The organism is Mesorhizobium sp. WSM4842 (assembly GCF_055901575.1).
Genome location: NZ_CM148372.1, coordinates 3,181,584 through 3,197,015, shown reverse-complemented (window position 1 = coordinate 3,197,015; position 15,432 = coordinate 3,181,584). Strand labels below are relative to the sequence as shown.

The window sequence follows — 15,432 nt, the reverse complement described above, 5'->3', positions numbered from 1 at the left end:
ACGTGCATCATCTGTCGCGACCTGCGGCGATCATCAAATACAGGGACGTGCCGACGAAAACGGTTGACGTCGGCGGTACGAAATTCGCCTACCGGGAACTTGGGCCCACAACCGGGGTACCGGTGATCTTTCTTACCCATCTGAGTGCGGTTCTCGACAATTGGGATCCCCGGGTCGTCGATGGTATTGCCGCAAAACGGCGAGTTATCACCTTCGATAACCGTGGTGTTGGTGCATCAGGCGGGTCCACTCCCAACACGGTGGAGGCGATGGCCCGCGACGCGATCGCCTTCATCCGGGCCCTCGGTTTCGAGCAGGTCGACCCGCTCGGCCTGTCTCTTGGCGGCTTCATCGCCCAGGCGATTGTTCAGCTGGAGCCTGATCTGGTTCGCAAGATCATACTCGCGGGAACCGGCCCGGCCGGTGGTGTCGGCATCGACAAGGTGACGTTCGTCACCATCTTCGACATGATCCGCGCCGCGCTGACCATCAAGGACCCAAAGAACTACCTCTTCTTCACCCGAAGCCCCAACGGCAAGAAGGCGGCGCGCGAGTTTCTGCAGCGATTAAAGGAACGGACCAATGACCGCGACAAGCCCATCGCGCTCGGCGCCTTCAACCAGCAGCTCAAGGCGGTCCGTGCCTTTGGCCAGGAGCGCCCTGCCGACCTGTCGCGTATCCGGCACCCGGTCCTCGTGGTGAATGGCGATCACGACAGAATGGTGCCCACCAGCAATTCCGTCGACATGGCACGGCGCTTTCCCAATGCCGAGCTGGTCCTGTACGAGGACGGCGGGCATACGGCCATTTTTCAGTATCACGACGCCTTCGTGAAAAAGGCCCTGGACTTCCTCGAGGCCTAACGGCGCTTGGTCCGATCCATCGGGTGACGACTAGCTGTCGTCTGCAACGCAAGGTTGAAGGTCTGTAGCGGACGAAGACTCCGCAGGACCTGGGTTCCTCACCCCCACCTCGCCGGGGCGAGGAACCCAAGCTTATTGTGTATCCGCATGGGCCCTGAGCTCTGCCCGCTTCTCGTCGGAGACGACGGCGAGGTCGAGCACCTTCTGCAATTCAGCCGCGTGGCGGAACGACGGCTCAGGCGGAACGCCCGTGCGCACCGCATCGACAAAGCGCTGGTAGTTGGTCGGCACCGTTCCGGCATCGAGAACCTGCCATTTGGCGTTCTCAATGTCCTCGCCCATGCACGCTTTCAACTCCGAGTTTTTCAGATTGTGCACGACCTCGATGCCGCCCTTGTCGCCATAGATGCGCAGCCGCAATTCGTTGAGATGACCGGTTGCCCAGCGGCTGGCATGGACGACGCCGAAGGCGCCGTTGCTGAAATCCAGCGCCATGGTGAAACTGTCGTTGGCGTCGAGCTCGTACTCGCCGATCCGGTTGCCGGGCGCCTTGTCGAACGACCTGAGGCGGCAGAACACATGGTCGACGTCGAGCGCCGCGCCATAGCTGGCAAAATCGAGGATGTGGATGCCGACATCGCCCAGCACGCCATTGGAGCCGTGGCCGCGCGACAGCCGCCAAAGCCATTTCGGATCGGTGCGCCAGTCGCCCCAGAATTTGGAAACCAGCCAGCTCTGCAGATAGGACGCTTCGACATGCCTGATCTGGCCGATCTCGCCGGCCAGCACCATGGTGCGCGCCTTCTGCAGCGGGGCGACGTTGCGATACGTCAAGTTGACCATGTTGATGATGCCGGCTTGCTCGGCGGCATCGGCCATTTCACTGGCCCTCTGGTAATTTTCGGCCAGCGGTTTTTCGCACAGCACCGGCTTGCCCGCCGCGATCAGCATCATGGTGGTCGGATGGTGGATGCGATCCGGCGTCACGTTCGCCACCGCGTCGAACTTGTCCCATGCGAGCGCGTTTTCCAGCGACGCGAACCGGTTGGGGATACCGTAGCTGTCCGAAAACTTGTCGACACGCGCGCGGTCGAGATCGACGGCGCCGACCAGCTCGACGCCTTCGATCTTGCTGAACTGCCTGGCGTGCTCTTCCGCCATCCAGCCGGTGCCGAGTATCAGGAGACGCATGATTCTTATCCTTAGGATGAGGCTTTATCTTGTTGTTCGACCGTAGATTTTCCGAACCGAAGCTTCGGAATAGGCGCCTAGCGAAAACCGGCTTCGCCCGCGGCATGAAGTCTTCCGCCGCGCTCGACGATCGGCTCCAGCGCCTTCTCCACCGGCACATTCGGCGCATCGAGGATGGCCGGGTTTGAGCCGAGCGGGTTGTGCGCCCATTTCACCGCGTTGCGCAGCACCTTGTGGACGGTGGCGTCGTGATAGGTCGGATAGGTCTCGTGGCCTGGCCTGAAATAGAAGATCTTGCCGGCGCCCCGACGATAGGTCAGCCCCGACCGGAACACTTCGCCGCCCTGGAACCAGGAGATGAAAACCGTTTCCAGCGGCTCCGGCACGGCGAACTGCTCGCCATACATCTCCTCGTTCTCGAGCTCGAAATACTCGCCGATCCCGGCAGCGATCGGGTGGTTGGGGCTCGTCACCCAGAGCCGCTCGCGCTCGCCGGCTTCGCGCCATTTCAGCGTGCAGGGCGTACCCATCAGCGTCTTGAATATCTTCGAGAAATGGCCGGAGTGAAGGACGATCAGCCCCATGCCTTCCCAGACGCGGCGCGCCACGCGCTCGACGACTTCGTCGGCGACGGCGCCATGGTCCTTGTGTCCCCACCACACGAGCACATCGGTTTGCGCCAGACGGTCGGCCGGCAGGCCATGCTCCGGCTGTTCGAGCGTCGCCCACGATACGGAAATTTCCGGGTCAAGCTTCAGCGCGTCGGCGATCGTCGAGTGCATGCCATCGGGGTAGATCCCCGCGACCACCTCATTGGTCCGCTCGTGGATATTCTCGCCCCAAACGACAGCGCGTATAGTCATGACATCCTCTTGATTGGTTGAAGCCGCCGCCTCGGTCCGGTCAGTCATAGTGTCCTCGGCCGCGAATGAAAACGCTTTCGAGGCCGATAATCCGTTGGAAAGCGTTCTGCTGGCACGCGGCGCAGACTAGAATCCGTTCTGTAGCGATCCTTCCCACCCCCTTCTGTCCTGCCGGACATCCCCCCAAAAGGCCCCAAAGGGGGAGATCGGATGCCACTTCGGCTTTCGACAACCTCCAACGGTGCAGATGGGCGGTAAGGACAAAGCTGCCGATCTCCCCCCTTGCCGGGGGAGATGTCCGGCAGAACAGAGGGGGGTGCTGTCCCATAGGCGCTAACTTAGGGCATGAGCGTTATCCTTGCTGCGGCGGATTGGCTTTTTCGTCGCCTCGGTGGATCGCAGACGTGGCGGATGATTTCGGCAAAGCGCGCCACGATTTTTCCCGGCCGCATCACGATCAGTATGGCGTTGAGGATTGCAGGACGCAGGAGACTATGCAGCCTCCAAAGGGACAGCGATTGCGCTGTGGGTGGTTTCATCTTCACAGGGGGGAGAGTCGAGAACGTCGGTGACGGCCTCGTCGATCATCAGCGCCAGGATCAGATGGGCTGTCAGCCAGCTTCGAGCGAGCCGCTCATCGCGTGCGGGAAGCTTATGGATACCCATTCCACTCTTGAGCCGCTTGAAGGCGAGTTCGACTTGCCAGCGCAGCCGATAGGTTTGCAGAACCTCGTCGGCCGCCAATTCATCGGCTGGGATCGACGTCAGCAGCATGACGAAGCCTGCTGCGGTGAGGGTCATCGGGTGCAGCCTCTTGCTGCCACGTCGCTGATGCCCTCGCCTTGCCGCCTTCTGTGCTTTTTGCGTGGCCTCCTCATCCTTGCGCTTGACGATGAGCCTCGCCGGCAAGAGCGGCTTGCCTCGGCTCTTGCTTGTGCGGCCTGAATGCTCCAGGAGCACGCTCATCTCGCAAACTTCACCGGGCTGCAAGGGCTCAAAGATGGCGTTCCAGTCGACCCGTTGCCCTTCGGGCGTGGTCAGCCGAACACTGTTCCAGCCCGTGCGCACGATGAAGTCGCCGCCCGCCGCCACCACCTTTTCAAGGGACGGGGTACGAGCGTAGGCGCGATCGCCGACAACGATGTCGCCTTGGCGAAGCGGAACACGAAAGAAGCCTTCACCGCCGCGAGCGTCGCTAATCTCCAGATGCGTGAACCGCGCAAGCGCAGGTTCGTAGGTGGCGTGCAGCCGCCAGTCCGTGCCGGCACTGCCGGGGTGCGAGATCGAACTGCCATCGACGACGCGCAGCCGACGCCCCGTCGCCGCGGTACTTTTGACACAAGCGTTTTCCAGCAAGGCGCCTGCGATGCAGCCAAGCCAATCGGCCGCTCCACGCAAGCGCTTCAAAAGAGCAACATCGGAAAGGCTCGCAACGTCGTTCATCCCGGCCCAGGCGGCCGCCGAGCGCAGGCTCATCCCGCCGGGGCCATAGGCCAAGGCCAGACGCAGCAATGTCGCTGCGTCCGCAACATTGCGACGACGTACCAGCGCTCCCGTCGCTCGCGCCGTCGTGTCAAGATCAACACATTGCGACAGTCTCGAGATCAGAGCCTGCCAATCGCTTTCAATCGAATCATTCCTCTGCATCTGGCCTAGGAATCACATCTCGATTCCACCAGTCTACCCCTAAGGTTAGCGCCTATGGGGTGCTGTCCCTTTTGCGCCCCGCGAACGACCTACGCGCCCCGTCCCTGCCGACGCGATCTGCATCAGCGGCTTGATCAGCCGCGCACGACGAGACGCTTGATCTTGCCCTTCTTGAAGGCGGCGAGGAAGCGGGCGTAGTCTTTGAAGGCGACGCAGCCGCTCGATTCCGCGCGGCCGCCGCGCAGCAGGTAGGTGTGGGCAAGAAAGCCGTCGCGGCCATATTTGTTTTTGCCGTCGATAGGAGTGAGGCGCAGGGCCTCCACCCCATGGAAGCGCGATTCGCGCAGCCTCAAATCGTAGGTGTGGGGCGGCGTCGGGCCGGCATTCTTCCGGTTGGCATAGCGCGGCTGGTCGGCCATCGAGCCCCGTCCCGAATGCGCCTCGAGCCGTGAGCCGTCCGGCATATAGACGGTTTTCGCCGAGATGTCGTAGACGGCGACGCCGCTGCCCACGCCGGGCCTGCTGAACAGGTTGCGGAAGGCCCCGCCGCCCGCCGGGCTGTCGGGCTTAGCATAGGCCAGCATGTCTGCGGCTTTCGACCGCTTGGCCGGCTTGCCCGGGCTGCTTTGCATGCCCGGGCTGCCCTGCATGCCCTGGCTGCCTTGCATGCCCGGGCTGCCTTGCATGCTTGGCACAGCCGCTGACGACGAATTCCTCGGCGACAACGCTGGCGCCCGGGGTATCTCGACGTGCGGAGCGGTGGCGGCCTGCACCCTGTTGGCTTTGGATGGCTGAGATTGGGCCTTGGCGGCCTTCGATGCCTGGACCTTGGGCGCTTTGGCCTTGGGTGCGTCGACCTTGGGTGCGTCGACCCCGGGCGCCTCGTCTGACTGATCGATTTCCGCATGCGGGCGAAAGGTCGGCAAGGGAACGCTGTCGGACATCTCGTCCTGCGGCGGCAGCGAGGCCATCTGCACCTCGCCCTCTTGCGACGCAGCAGGGTCAGCCGTCGTCACTTGCGGCAGCACATCGATCATCTGTTCCGGCAATGCACTCGCTAGCGCCAGTGCCAGACGGGAGGATCGTTCGATTTCCGCAACCTCGGGCCCGAAGCGCACGGACGCGGCACCGTGCTGATCAGGCACCGGCTCCGCAAAGCGCGCTGCCGTTGGCAGACTGGCGACCGCAAACGGTGCGGCCCCGCCGGAGGCGCGGGCAAAGGCGGCAGCAAGCTTTTGCGGCGACAGCGCGGCTTTCGCCACCACGCTGTCGAAGCGCGCTTGCGGCGAGATTTCTGCGACAAGCGGCGCAGTATCCGGCTGCGCTAACGGCTTGAGACGCGCCGCTTTGCCTTCATGCACGAAGTTCGCGGCGGCCTGCGCGCAACCGGCATCACACCGATCGAGCAGCGACGCCTGGCGCTGCCGGCTTGCCAGTGACGGCGCCCACGAATTGGCCCATGAACTGGCAAGCGTGCGCTGGGGATCGGCGAGCGCGATGGTGCGCGGCGCGAGCAGGCTTGGCGGAAGACTGTTGGAGGCGGCGGTGAGCGAGGTTCCCACCGAATGGAGGCCGGCCACGGTCGCCACCGACCACAGAGCGATCGCAACGCCAACAATGGGAATCGCGGCCCAGCGCAGGCCGGGCCTCATCGAAGTAACTCCAGTATCAGGATTGTCACCCCGGTTTTTCAAACGCACAAACACCATACAACCAACCTCAATCGGCCTCGCGGCATGCGGGGCTCGCAGCCGTCACAATCACAGTCGCCTAGTGCCCCCAGCACGCTTCGCGTCTGTTGCCGATTGATTCAAAAGATGGACAAACTTGGTTAACCAATCCCTCTACCGATCGCCGATTGGGCGAAGGTCGATATCAAAAAAAGCTCCCTCTACGAGTATGAAAACGGCGGAAATGCCCGCCGTATCAGGCTTTGCTGCCCGTTTTTGCCGGCCGAGTCAAGAAACCGAAAGGATTAGACCTTGCCTGGCCGGGCGCCAGCTGAAGGCCGTTTCGGGATAAAAAGCGTCGCATCACCCGTGATCGTCTGCGCGCAGGCTGCGCTGCCGGGGCCGCCTTGCATACAGGTAAATTCGCTTGTGCTAATATACTGCGGTCATGCACGTTTGTGCGCGACCAACAAAGGGAGGATGCGATGGAAACCATGACTCGCAGGTCTGCAATTGCGCTCGGCGTCACGGCCGCCGCGGTTACGCCTCTATTCGCTTTGGCGAGATCCGCAACGGCCAAGGAGTACGGCCCGAATGAGGGCAAGGAGATTGCGCCCGGCGTCAGACTGGTGGAGGTCGGCACCGGCAACTCCGACATTCCCGCCTACAAGAGCATCTCGATTGTCGACATAGTCTTTCAGCCCGGAGCCGTCGCTCCTGAAATGGTCATGGACAACGACATGGTCTGCACGATCGCTGCCGGCGAATTCACGATCAAGAAAGCGGACAAGGAATTCAAACTTAGGGAAGGCGACATGTACACTTGCGCCAAGGGCAAGACCGACGGTGCCACGAACACAAGTGCCGTGGTCGGCGTGCATCGCGTTGCGATCTTGATACCTGCCAGCGCATGACCCGAAAAATGAGGCCCGCGTCCTCCGTCGGAGGCGCGGGCCTTGTCATTGCGTGCGCACGCCTATGCGGCGCGCAGGCTTTCCGCCGGGCGCAAATTCTGGTTCATGCGGAACAGGTTCAGCGGGTCATAACGCTGCTTGATTTCCAGAAGCCGCCGATAGTTGCCGCCATAGGCTGCTTCGACCCGGTCGACCTCGTCCTCGGGCATGAAGTTCACATAGGCCGTGCCGGCGGCATAGGGCCTGGCCGCCTCGTAAACACCGCGCGCCCAGTCGATGCAGGCGCGGTCCATTTCCGGTTCGCGCCAGCGGGCGTGAACATTCATGACGAAATGCGCGCTGCGTTGCGGAAACGCTGTTGCATCCGCTGTCACGCGGCCCGCGGCACCGCCGATATGAGCGAAGAATATCTCGCATTCAGGCCCCGGAAGCCGGGGTATCGCGGCCGTGACGATCTCGATCGCGCTGTCGGAAAGCTCGGTGAAGTCATGGCTCTTCCAATAGTTGCGGGCGCCGGGCGTCAGCAACGGATCGAATGCCTGCTCCCAGCCGGTGAACGGGTTGGGGCCGACGACATCGGCAATCGGTGTGCCGATGGCGCGAAGCCTTTGCGTCGCTTTCTCGCCCTCCTGAAGGTCGCCGCAATAGCACATGGCCAGGACCAGCACCTCCTTGCCATGCCATTCGGCCGGCAGGAACGGCAGCGGCGGCGCCTGCCGCATGACCACCCAGCAGGTCAGCTCATTGGGCGCTGCTTCGAGCGCGGCGCGGTATTCCCCCAACACGTTTTCGGCATCGGCGAAGGGATGAACGACAAGCCCCGACAGCACCTGCGGACCGACTTGGTGGAGCTTGAACTCGAAAGCCGTGACGACGCCGAAATTGCCGCCGCCACCGCGCAGCGCCCAGAACAGGTCCGGATTTTCGGTCTGGCTGGCGCGCAGCAGCTTGCCGTCGGCGGTAACCACATCGGCGCAGAGAAGATTGTCGATGGTCAGGCCGAATTTCCGCGTGATCCAGCCGAAGCCGCCGCCCAGCGTCAGGCCTGAAATGCCGGTGGTCGAGTTGATGCCGATCGGCACCGCCAATCCGAAGGCCTGTGTTTCCGCGTCGACATCGGCGAGCGTCGCCCCAGGTTCCACCCATGCCCGCCGCGTCGCCGGATCGACCCGCACCGATCTCATCGGCGACAGATCGATCATCAGGCCGCCATCGCAGACAGCGCTGCCGGCGATGTTGTGGCCACCGCCGCGAACCGCGACGAGCAGCCTGTTTTCCCTGGCAAAATTGACGGCGGCGATAACGTCGGCGGCGCCGGCGCAGCGCACGATCAGCCCGGGCCGCCGGTCGATCATGGCATTCCAGATGCTGCGTGCGTCGTCATAAGCGGCGTCGCCCTCCCCCAGCACAGTGCCGCGCAATTGTGCCGAAAGCGCGTCCAGGGCAGCGGCATCGACCGTCGTCTTGCCGCGATCAAGCGTGGTGAGGCTCATGCTATCCATGGCTTTCCTCCCGATTGTTTTTGAGCCGTTTTTCCCTCCACCCGTTTCGAAGTGTGCCCTTATATTAGAAGCCGCACAAGTTCCCAGTCGCTTGCTGAGCGGTATTGCGCAACCCGCCTACTGGTTAGCTCTCATTGAGACTAGGGCCCGGGTAAAAGCCCCGCCGGCAGGCCAAGCCGAGATGGGTGCTGGATCGCCGTAAGGCGGTCTCCGTCGGTTCGATCGAGGAACTACGCAGCGGTCCACGGAGTTAGGCGTATGAGCAACCAATGCAGAGGAGAGCTCTGATGGCACCGCGCAGAAAACCCGACGATCCGTCCGAAGGCCCGACCATCGAACAGCAGGATTGGGACGCGATCAAAGGCAGTAAAATTCTACCGGACAGCGTGCCGGGAAACGGCGACATCCGTTACGACCTCGAGAAGGAGGCTGAATTGCCCGAGGAAGACGACGACAACCCGTACCAGGAAAGTGACGAGGCGCTGCCGGACGACGAGGAGGAACGCGCCATCTCACGCAACCCCTCGAAGCAAGATATCGACGAGCCGTGAACAGCAGCATTCAATAGCGGCTAATATCTCGACACGGTGATTTTGACAGGGTCGGGGCCAACTGCCCGAAGTGAAGTGACGGAGCTTAGCGCTTGTTGAGGAATACCTTGGTTCGCCCATGATGCGCCGCACTTGTTAGACAAAGCCGGGAACCGGCTTTGTCTTGCCGCTTAGTTGCGCGCCCAAAGTCAGTGCCTGCGGGAAATTCCGGACAGTCGCCGCCATCAAGGTGGCGCTACCGGGACGAAGGGCAATGCCGGCAAGTGCTGCAGCGGCGTAGACCCGCGTTGAAAACAGGCTTTTCCAGGCCGCCTGATAGCGTCTGCCGGCAGCCTGCCGCCCTGCGCTTCCGCTTGGCGCGGATGCGAGTTCCGAAGCCAGCAGCCAGCCGGACTGAAGCGCCATCGAGATGCCCTCGGCGATGATAGGATGAGACTCTCCGGCTGCATTGCCGACGCGGAAGATGTCCCGTTCGTAGCAGGAGCGAATTCCCGGCCGGATCGGTCCTGCGGCAAGCCATGCACCGTCGGCGTGAGCTGACTCCAGGGCATCCCTGACACCCCGGCACGATTCCATCAGATGACGGGAGACCGCATCGGCGGCCGACAAATGGCTCTGGTGGTTGGGTTGTTTGCGCAACCGTGCGAGCATATCGCGCCGAATGCAGCACGAGATCGACAGTCGGCCATGATCTGCCGAAACCATGCCACCATAACCGCCGGGGAATACCAGCAGAGGCATCAAATCAGGCGCCAGGGACGACCCGATGAAATGCGCCTTGAAGCCGAGCAGGTCCGAAGGGCGGTTGGTCTTCCCGAGCTGACTGGGCAGCGGTCCTGGCTCCCAGGAGCCGTGTGCGGCGACAATCACCGGCGCACGCAGCATCGTCGTTTCGTTTCCGGCTTGAATTCGCACCATTTGCATCTCGCCATCCCGATCGATGGCGACGGCTCGACAAGGCTGAAAGATTTCGACGCCCGCCGATCGCGCCGCCTGCAGAAGCAGATAGTCGAGAATGTCCCGGCCAAGCGCCCGGCCGAAACCATCTTTTTTCTCGCGGGGCCCATCTTTTGCAGGTGGCATTGGCGCCTCGGCGCAGGTCTCGCCGGAAAAGAAGCCGACGCGGCGGATTTCGGGGCCGGCATTGGCACGCCAGGCATCGCCGATTTCCAGCTGGTCCAGAAGCGCAAGATTGCTTGCCGATATATATTCGCCGCAGACCTTGTGGCGCGGGAACACGCTCTTTTCCACAATAGCCACGGCCCATCCGCGCCGGGCCAGCGTCAGCGCGACGGACGTGCCCGCCGGGCCGGCGCCTATGATGATCGCGTCATGGGTCGACAATCGCGTCATAGGTCATGACCGGCGCTGGCGCCGACGAAAATGTGGGAAAAAACGCCGGCGCGCCGTTCCTCGACCGGTTTGCCGTTTGCTGCGAGCCAGAGACCGGAAAGCTCGTTGCCGCGAAAGCCGGCACGCACACTTTGAGCCGCGTCGTTTCGTGTGACATCATTGGCGCCGATTGCCGGCAGAAAACGGGTCGCGGCCAACGCCAGTTTCGTCCGCGACGGCTCTGTCGCCAACAGCAGCGGGGCCTTCGGCGCCATCAGCGAAAACAGACGCACGAGCTCGGCATCGTCGAAATGATGCAGAAACAGATTGACGGTGATCGCGTCGAACCGCGTGCCCTCGTTCTTTCCTGCCCAGTCGAAGACATCGGCGGTGACGCCTTCGAGCGTCCATCCCAGCCCGTCGAAATCACCGCGCAATTGCGCGGTGATGAGGTCGATGCGGTCGAGCATTACCAGTTCGACCCCGGGCCATTGGCCGGCCATGCGCCGCGCTACCGCCAGCATGAAGGAGCCATCGCCGGCGCCGATCTCCAGAATCCGGCGTGGCGGCCTTGGCACAAATTTCTGGAGCAGCGACGCCATGATCTTCGCCTGAAACATCAGCACGTTGATGCGACGGAGGTCGCGGCGCGCGGCCAGCGCTCGCGGATCGTCGCCCGCAAGTCCGTCGAGGATTTCCGGCGCAAGCTGGCGGTGCTCCAGGCCGCTCATGACACCGTGCGGAAAAGCATGGTTTCGGCCGTCAGCCCGGGTCCGAACGACATGCCGCAGCCGAGCAGGCCTGGTGGCGACTTCAACATCTCTCTCATCACGAACATGACGGTCGCGGACGACATGTTTCCATATCGGCGCAACACCTCGCGCGACGGCTCAAGCGCGGTGGGTGCAAGGTTCAGGGCCCGTTCGACGGCGTCGAGAACCGAACGTCCACCCGGGTGCACGGCCCAGAGGTCGATCGCCTCGGTCGGCCGGTCGCCGAGGATGGCGTCCTGGTTGCTCCGCAACGCTTCATGGATCGCTGCCGGGACCTGGCCGGAAAGAACCATTTCGAAACCGTGGTCGCGAATGCTCCAGCTCATCAGGTCCCGCCGCTCGTCCGCCACGATACAGTAAAAGCTTTCGAGCTCGATGCCGTGCGGCTCGGCGGTGACGAGCGCAGCCGCACAGCCGTCGCCCCAGAGGCAGAACGACAGCAGCTTTTCCAGCTCGCTGGTTTCGCGCAGATGCATCGTGCAGAGTTCGACATTGACCAGGAGGATCCTGGCGTGCGGGTCCGAGCGGACGATATGGCGGGCAAGCTTGAGGCCGTTGATCGCCGCGTAGCAGCCCATGAAACCAATCATCGTGCGTTCGACCCTTTCCGGCAGGCCGCATCGCGCAACCAGCTCCAGGTCGATGCCCGGCGCTGTAAAACCGGTGCAGGTTGTGACGATGAGGTGGGTGATGCGGGAAGCGCCGCCACGAAGCTCCAATCCGTCGACGCCTTTTTGCGCCAGAACAGGTGCGGCTTCTCCGAACATTGCCATTCTCTCGGCCGTTCCAGGAAAGGCGCCCCGGATGAACCTCCCGGCCAGATCTGCTGATGGTCCTTCGGGGTCGCCGGCAGGAGCAAAGCAGGAATAGCGGTGCTCGATGCCGGCAAGGTCAGCCATGCGTTTGAAAATTCTTCGGCGATCGGCCGCAAGCATGGAGGCCGCGAAACGCAGATAGAATTGATGAACCTCGTGCTCCGGCACCGCTGTCGCGATCCGGTTGATATACGCTTTGGCCGGCATATTCTGTCTCCTCGGCGTTGTGCACGGTATATTTTGGGGCCACCGCCGGAGGTTGTTTGGTCATCAGCACCAGATGTGGACATCAGGTTTTGAGTGTTATTCGATGAACGTTTCAGAGAACTGATTTCATCCCGAGGTTCAGCATGTGCTGTTTGCCAGGCTATGCTTCGGTTCGCCGGCACTAGGAACATAGGCAACATCACCGAGGCGTCCACCGAAGAGCCCGCGCTTCGGGCCGAGACGCCATTGCGTCCGGCCCTCGCTGGGCGCGGTCTTTTTGCTGATCGATGGAACATTAGCGAATACTAACAGTTGTAAGGTGACAGCGAATATCTCCAGGATATTGGCTGCTGGGGCCTGTACCCCGGTCGGCCCGCGCTCCTCCAGAGGCGCGGGCTTCCCCGATCCTAAGAACAATTGCCGGCTTGAAGCCCACAAGAACGCCGTTCGCCGCAAATTATGGCCAGCTGCCATAAGGCTCGCGGGAAAGACAAGGAGAGCTGTCATGAACAATATCATCTGGCTGGTCGGGGCCGTCGTTATCGTAATAGCGATACTCAGCTTCCTTGGTCTTCGTTAATAGTCGCCTTTAGCGAAAATCCGACGCCCGAGTAGGCAGTTACTTGGGTCGACTCTGGACCCACATGGGGTCTGCAGGCGCAGCAGCTATCCGCGCTAACGACCCGCTCCTTCACGGGCGAAGTTCCCTTCCCGATCCATACCCTCCAAGACCCAGCGCTCTCATCTGACGCCGCGTCTCCTGCCTTGAGCGGGTGACGTCCGCATCCGCTCGACTTTGCGTCGTTTCGCATGGTCCCAATCTACCGCTCGAGCCCTTTCCCGGCTGAGAGGGGCTGTGGCGCGTGAAAATCACCACAGCGGTTGACCATCCAGCAGATGGAAGGTCTATTTTCCATGCAAACGGAGATTTTCATCATGAACATTGGCATCGCATCCGAAAAATCCGGCCTGCCGTCCAAGACGATACGCTACTACGAGGACATCGGGCTTTTGCGCCCGGCCCGGACAGACAATGGGTATCGTGACTATTCGGTAGCCGACATCCACCGCCTCCGGTTTCTGCAGCGCTCGCGCAGCCTGGGTTTTTCGGTCGACGAATGCCGCCAGTTGCTGTCGCTCTATCAAGACAAGGACCGCGAGAGCGCCGACGTCAAATCTATCGCAGAAGCCAAGCTGCGGGAGATCGACAGGAAGCTCGCCGAACTCGTGGGATTGCGCAGCCTGCTTCATCATTTGGTCGAGCACTGTCAAGGCGACGAGAGGCCGGACTGCCCGATCATCGACGAATTGGCGGGAGAGGGCATGGTTCAGTGAAGTGGACCGCCGTGGTGATGCTGTCGCTTGCCTGCGCCTCCGCGGTGGTGGCCGCGGCCGGACCTGACCCAATCGTCGCGACGCGCCAGTCCTCGATGAAGGAGATGGCCGCTGCCGCAAAGACGATCGCCGGGATGTTCGATGGCAAGCTGGCCTATGACGCTGCGGCGTTCAAGGCGGCGACCGAGACCATCCGCGCCCGCACCGGCCCTGCCCTCATTGCGGAATTTCCCAGCGCGACATTGGGTGCGCCTTCGGGCGCCAGGTTGGAAATCGACCAGGCCCGTTCGGAATTCGAGGCGCTGGCCCGTCACATCGGGACGCTGGCCAGCACGCTGGCCGCCAAGGCCGAGCGGGCGCCCGCCAGCATCACCGACGACATGAGGATGGGTTCCGGCCCGGCAATGGGCGGCGGCAGCCTGCTGGGCAAGCGGCCGGCAGCGGCAGAAGCCGATCCTGCCATTGCTCCCGCCGAGCACCTCCTGCATCTTATCCTGCAGGATTGCTCAAGCTGTCATTCGAAGTTCCGGCAGAAGGTCCTGTGAAGCGATCAACTGCCGATGTCGGCGCTGCCCCTCACCTGCCTGCCGGCATCCTCTCCCCGTAAACGGGGAGAGGGGACGCTCTCGTCGATGATTTCGCCAATCCGCAGCGTTGCAGAAAGAGCGCCAAGGCTGCGGCCAGCGGGCTTCTCCCCGTAAACGGGGAGAAGGTGCCGGCAGGCGGATGAGGGGCAGCGCAAACCTGAAGCGATTGCCTTAGCTTCAATCGACGAGCACAGCGACCACGGCGGTGCAGTCACCCGCCTTGACCAGTCCGGGAAAATGCCGCGCGGCCAATAGACCCGACATCGTCGCCCTGATCTCCTGAGGTGCGGCACCTGTGCGGCCGATGGAGTGGATGCGCGCCAGGACCTGGCCCTCTTCGACGGGCTCGCCGAGATCGATCATCGTTTCGATCATCCCGTCGTCCTCGGCGAACGAGAAGCAATCGCCCGACGGCATGTCCAGCCAGCGGGTCGGCTGCATCTCGACTGCACCGGCGACAATGCCGGCATGGCGCAGCACATTGAGCACGCCGCGACGCGCGATCCGCACCGTTTCGGCGCGGGAGGTGCCGCCGCCGCCAAGCTCGGTGGTGATGAACAGCTTGCCCATCTCTTCGGCGGCAGTGTCGAACATGCCGACCGCGTCGATTTCCAGCATCTTCATCGACCACGGCGCCGAGAACGCCTCGACCGCGGCGAAGCCTTTCGCCTCCAACACCTTGTCGGGCCGGATATGGGCGGCGCAGAACGGCACGAAGTCGAGCGTCTTGCCGCCGGAGTGGAAATCGAGCGCGATGTCGGTGCGCGGCAGCAGTTCGCGCTGGAAGTAATCGGCGATCTTCTCGGTCACCGTGCCGTCGGGCCGGCCGGGAAAGCTGCGGTTCAGGTTGCCCTTGTCGATCGGCGAGGTGCGGGTGCCGGCGCGGAACGCCGGGTAGTTCATCGCCGGCACGATGATCACCGTGCCGCTGACTTGCTTCGGATCGAGCGTGCGGGCGAGATCGTAAAGCGCCAGCGGCCCCTCATATTCGTCGCCATGATTGCCGCCGGTGAGCAACGCGCTCGGCCCGTTGCCGTTGCGGATCACGCAGATCGGGATCATCACCGATCCCCAGGCGGAATCGTCACGGCTGTAAGGCAGCCGCAGGAAACCGTGCTGCACGCCGTCGCGGTCGAAATCGACGGTCGGCGTAATCGGTGATGGGCGAAGGCTGGACATCGG

The 15,432-nt window shown here is 62.6% G+C and carries 14 protein-coding genes; 5 read left to right on the top strand and 9 right to left on the bottom strand.

The features are described 5' to 3' along the window. The first annotated feature begins 2 nt into the window (after positions 1 to 2). Complete coding sequence (locus tag AC0NIE_RS15400) at positions 3 to 863, top strand: alpha/beta fold hydrolase (protein WP_473487496.1); 861 nt, start codon at positions 3 to 5, stop codon at positions 861 to 863. Positions 864 to 995: 132 nt separating this feature from the next. On the opposite strand, the gene AC0NIE_RS15395 is transcribed toward AC0NIE_RS15400, so the two are convergent. From AC0NIE_RS15395 to AC0NIE_RS15380, 4 genes are all read right to left on the bottom strand, one after another. Beyond that, positions 996 to 2,054: a Gfo/Idh/MocA family protein gene (locus AC0NIE_RS15395; RefSeq protein ID WP_473487495.1), complete on the bottom strand. Its 1,059-nt coding sequence runs from the start codon at positions 2,052 to 2,054 to the stop codon at positions 996 to 998. 77 nt (positions 2,055 to 2,131) lie between these two features. Then, the gene (locus AC0NIE_RS15390; RefSeq protein ID WP_473487494.1) at positions 2,132 to 2,917 is read right to left on the bottom strand and encodes a ThuA domain-containing protein; all 786 of its coding nucleotides are present in this window, start codon (positions 2,915 to 2,917) and stop codon (positions 2,132 to 2,134) included. A 492-nt stretch (positions 2,918 to 3,409) separates the two neighbouring features. After that, positions 3,410 to 4,564 carry an IS4 family transposase gene (locus AC0NIE_RS15385; protein WP_474047177.1) on the bottom strand — a complete coding sequence of 385 codons (1,155 nt, stop codon included), beginning with the start codon at positions 4,562 to 4,564 and terminating at the stop codon, positions 3,410 to 3,412. A 134-nt stretch (positions 4,565 to 4,698) separates the two neighbouring features. Beyond that, entirely contained in the window at positions 4,699 to 6,216 is a 1,518-nt protein-coding gene (locus AC0NIE_RS15380; RefSeq protein ID WP_473485609.1) for a DUF2778 domain-containing protein, read from the bottom strand. Between the two features lie 503 nt (positions 6,217 to 6,719). On the opposite strand from AC0NIE_RS15380, the gene AC0NIE_RS15375 reads away from it, so the two are divergent. Beyond that, entirely contained in the window at positions 6,720 to 7,148 is a 429-nt protein-coding gene (locus tag AC0NIE_RS15375) for a hypothetical protein (protein WP_473485608.1), read from the top strand. Positions 7,149 to 7,210: 62 nt separating this feature from the next. Here the strand turns inward: AC0NIE_RS15375 and AC0NIE_RS15370 are convergent, their stop codons facing one another. After that, entirely contained in the window at positions 7,211 to 8,650 is a 1,440-nt protein-coding gene (locus AC0NIE_RS15370; protein WP_473485607.1) for an FAD-binding oxidoreductase, read from the bottom strand. A gap of 287 nt (positions 8,651 to 8,937) precedes the next feature. Here AC0NIE_RS15370 and AC0NIE_RS15365 point away from each other — a divergent pair, with 287 nt between their 5' ends. Then, a complete protein-coding gene (locus AC0NIE_RS15365; RefSeq protein ID WP_077374179.1) occupies positions 8,938 to 9,201 on the top strand; it encodes a hypothetical protein in 264 nt (87 codons plus the stop codon). A gap of 135 nt (positions 9,202 to 9,336) precedes the next feature. Here AC0NIE_RS15365 and AC0NIE_RS15360 read toward each other — a convergent pair whose 3' ends face one another. From AC0NIE_RS15360 to AC0NIE_RS15350, 3 genes are read right to left on the bottom strand one after another with little or no spacing between them, the layout of a single operon-like run. Next, positions 9,337 to 10,554 (bottom strand): NAD(P)/FAD-dependent oxidoreductase, encoded by a 1,218-nt coding sequence (locus AC0NIE_RS15360; protein WP_473485606.1) that lies wholly within the window; start codon positions 10,552 to 10,554, stop codon positions 9,337 to 9,339. Beyond that, the gene (locus tag AC0NIE_RS15355; RefSeq protein WP_473485605.1) at positions 10,551 to 11,264 is read right to left on the bottom strand and encodes a methyltransferase domain-containing protein; all 714 of its coding nucleotides are present in this window, start codon (positions 11,262 to 11,264) and stop codon (positions 10,551 to 10,553) included. The genes AC0NIE_RS15360 and AC0NIE_RS15355 overlap by 4 nt, the downstream gene beginning before the upstream one ends. Next, positions 11,261 to 12,328, bottom strand: coding sequence for a type III polyketide synthase (locus AC0NIE_RS15350; RefSeq protein WP_473485604.1), 1,068 nt, complete (start codon positions 12,326 to 12,328; stop codon positions 11,261 to 11,263). The genes AC0NIE_RS15355 and AC0NIE_RS15350 overlap by 4 nt, the downstream gene beginning before the upstream one ends. A 936-nt stretch (positions 12,329 to 13,264) precedes the next feature. Between AC0NIE_RS15350 and cueR the strand changes: the two genes are divergently transcribed. Both cueR and AC0NIE_RS15340 read left to right on the top strand, forming a co-directional pair. Beyond that, positions 13,265 to 13,663 (top strand): Cu(I)-responsive transcriptional regulator, encoded by a 399-nt coding sequence (gene cueR / locus AC0NIE_RS15345; protein WP_473485603.1) that lies wholly within the window; start codon positions 13,265 to 13,267, stop codon positions 13,661 to 13,663. Continuing rightward, positions 13,660 to 14,208, top strand: a complete 549-nt coding sequence (locus tag AC0NIE_RS15340; RefSeq protein WP_473485602.1) for a cytochrome c — start codon at positions 13,660 to 13,662, stop codon at positions 14,206 to 14,208. The genes cueR and AC0NIE_RS15340 overlap by 4 nt, the downstream gene beginning before the upstream one ends. 219 nt (positions 14,209 to 14,427) lie before the next feature. Here the strand turns inward: AC0NIE_RS15340 and doeB are convergent, their stop codons facing one another. Next, positions 14,428 to 15,429, bottom strand: coding sequence for a N(2)-acetyl-L-2,4-diaminobutanoate deacetylase DoeB (gene doeB / locus AC0NIE_RS15335; RefSeq protein ID WP_473485601.1), 1,002 nt, complete (start codon positions 15,427 to 15,429; stop codon positions 14,428 to 14,430). Positions 15,430 to 15,432 lie beyond the last annotated feature (3 nt).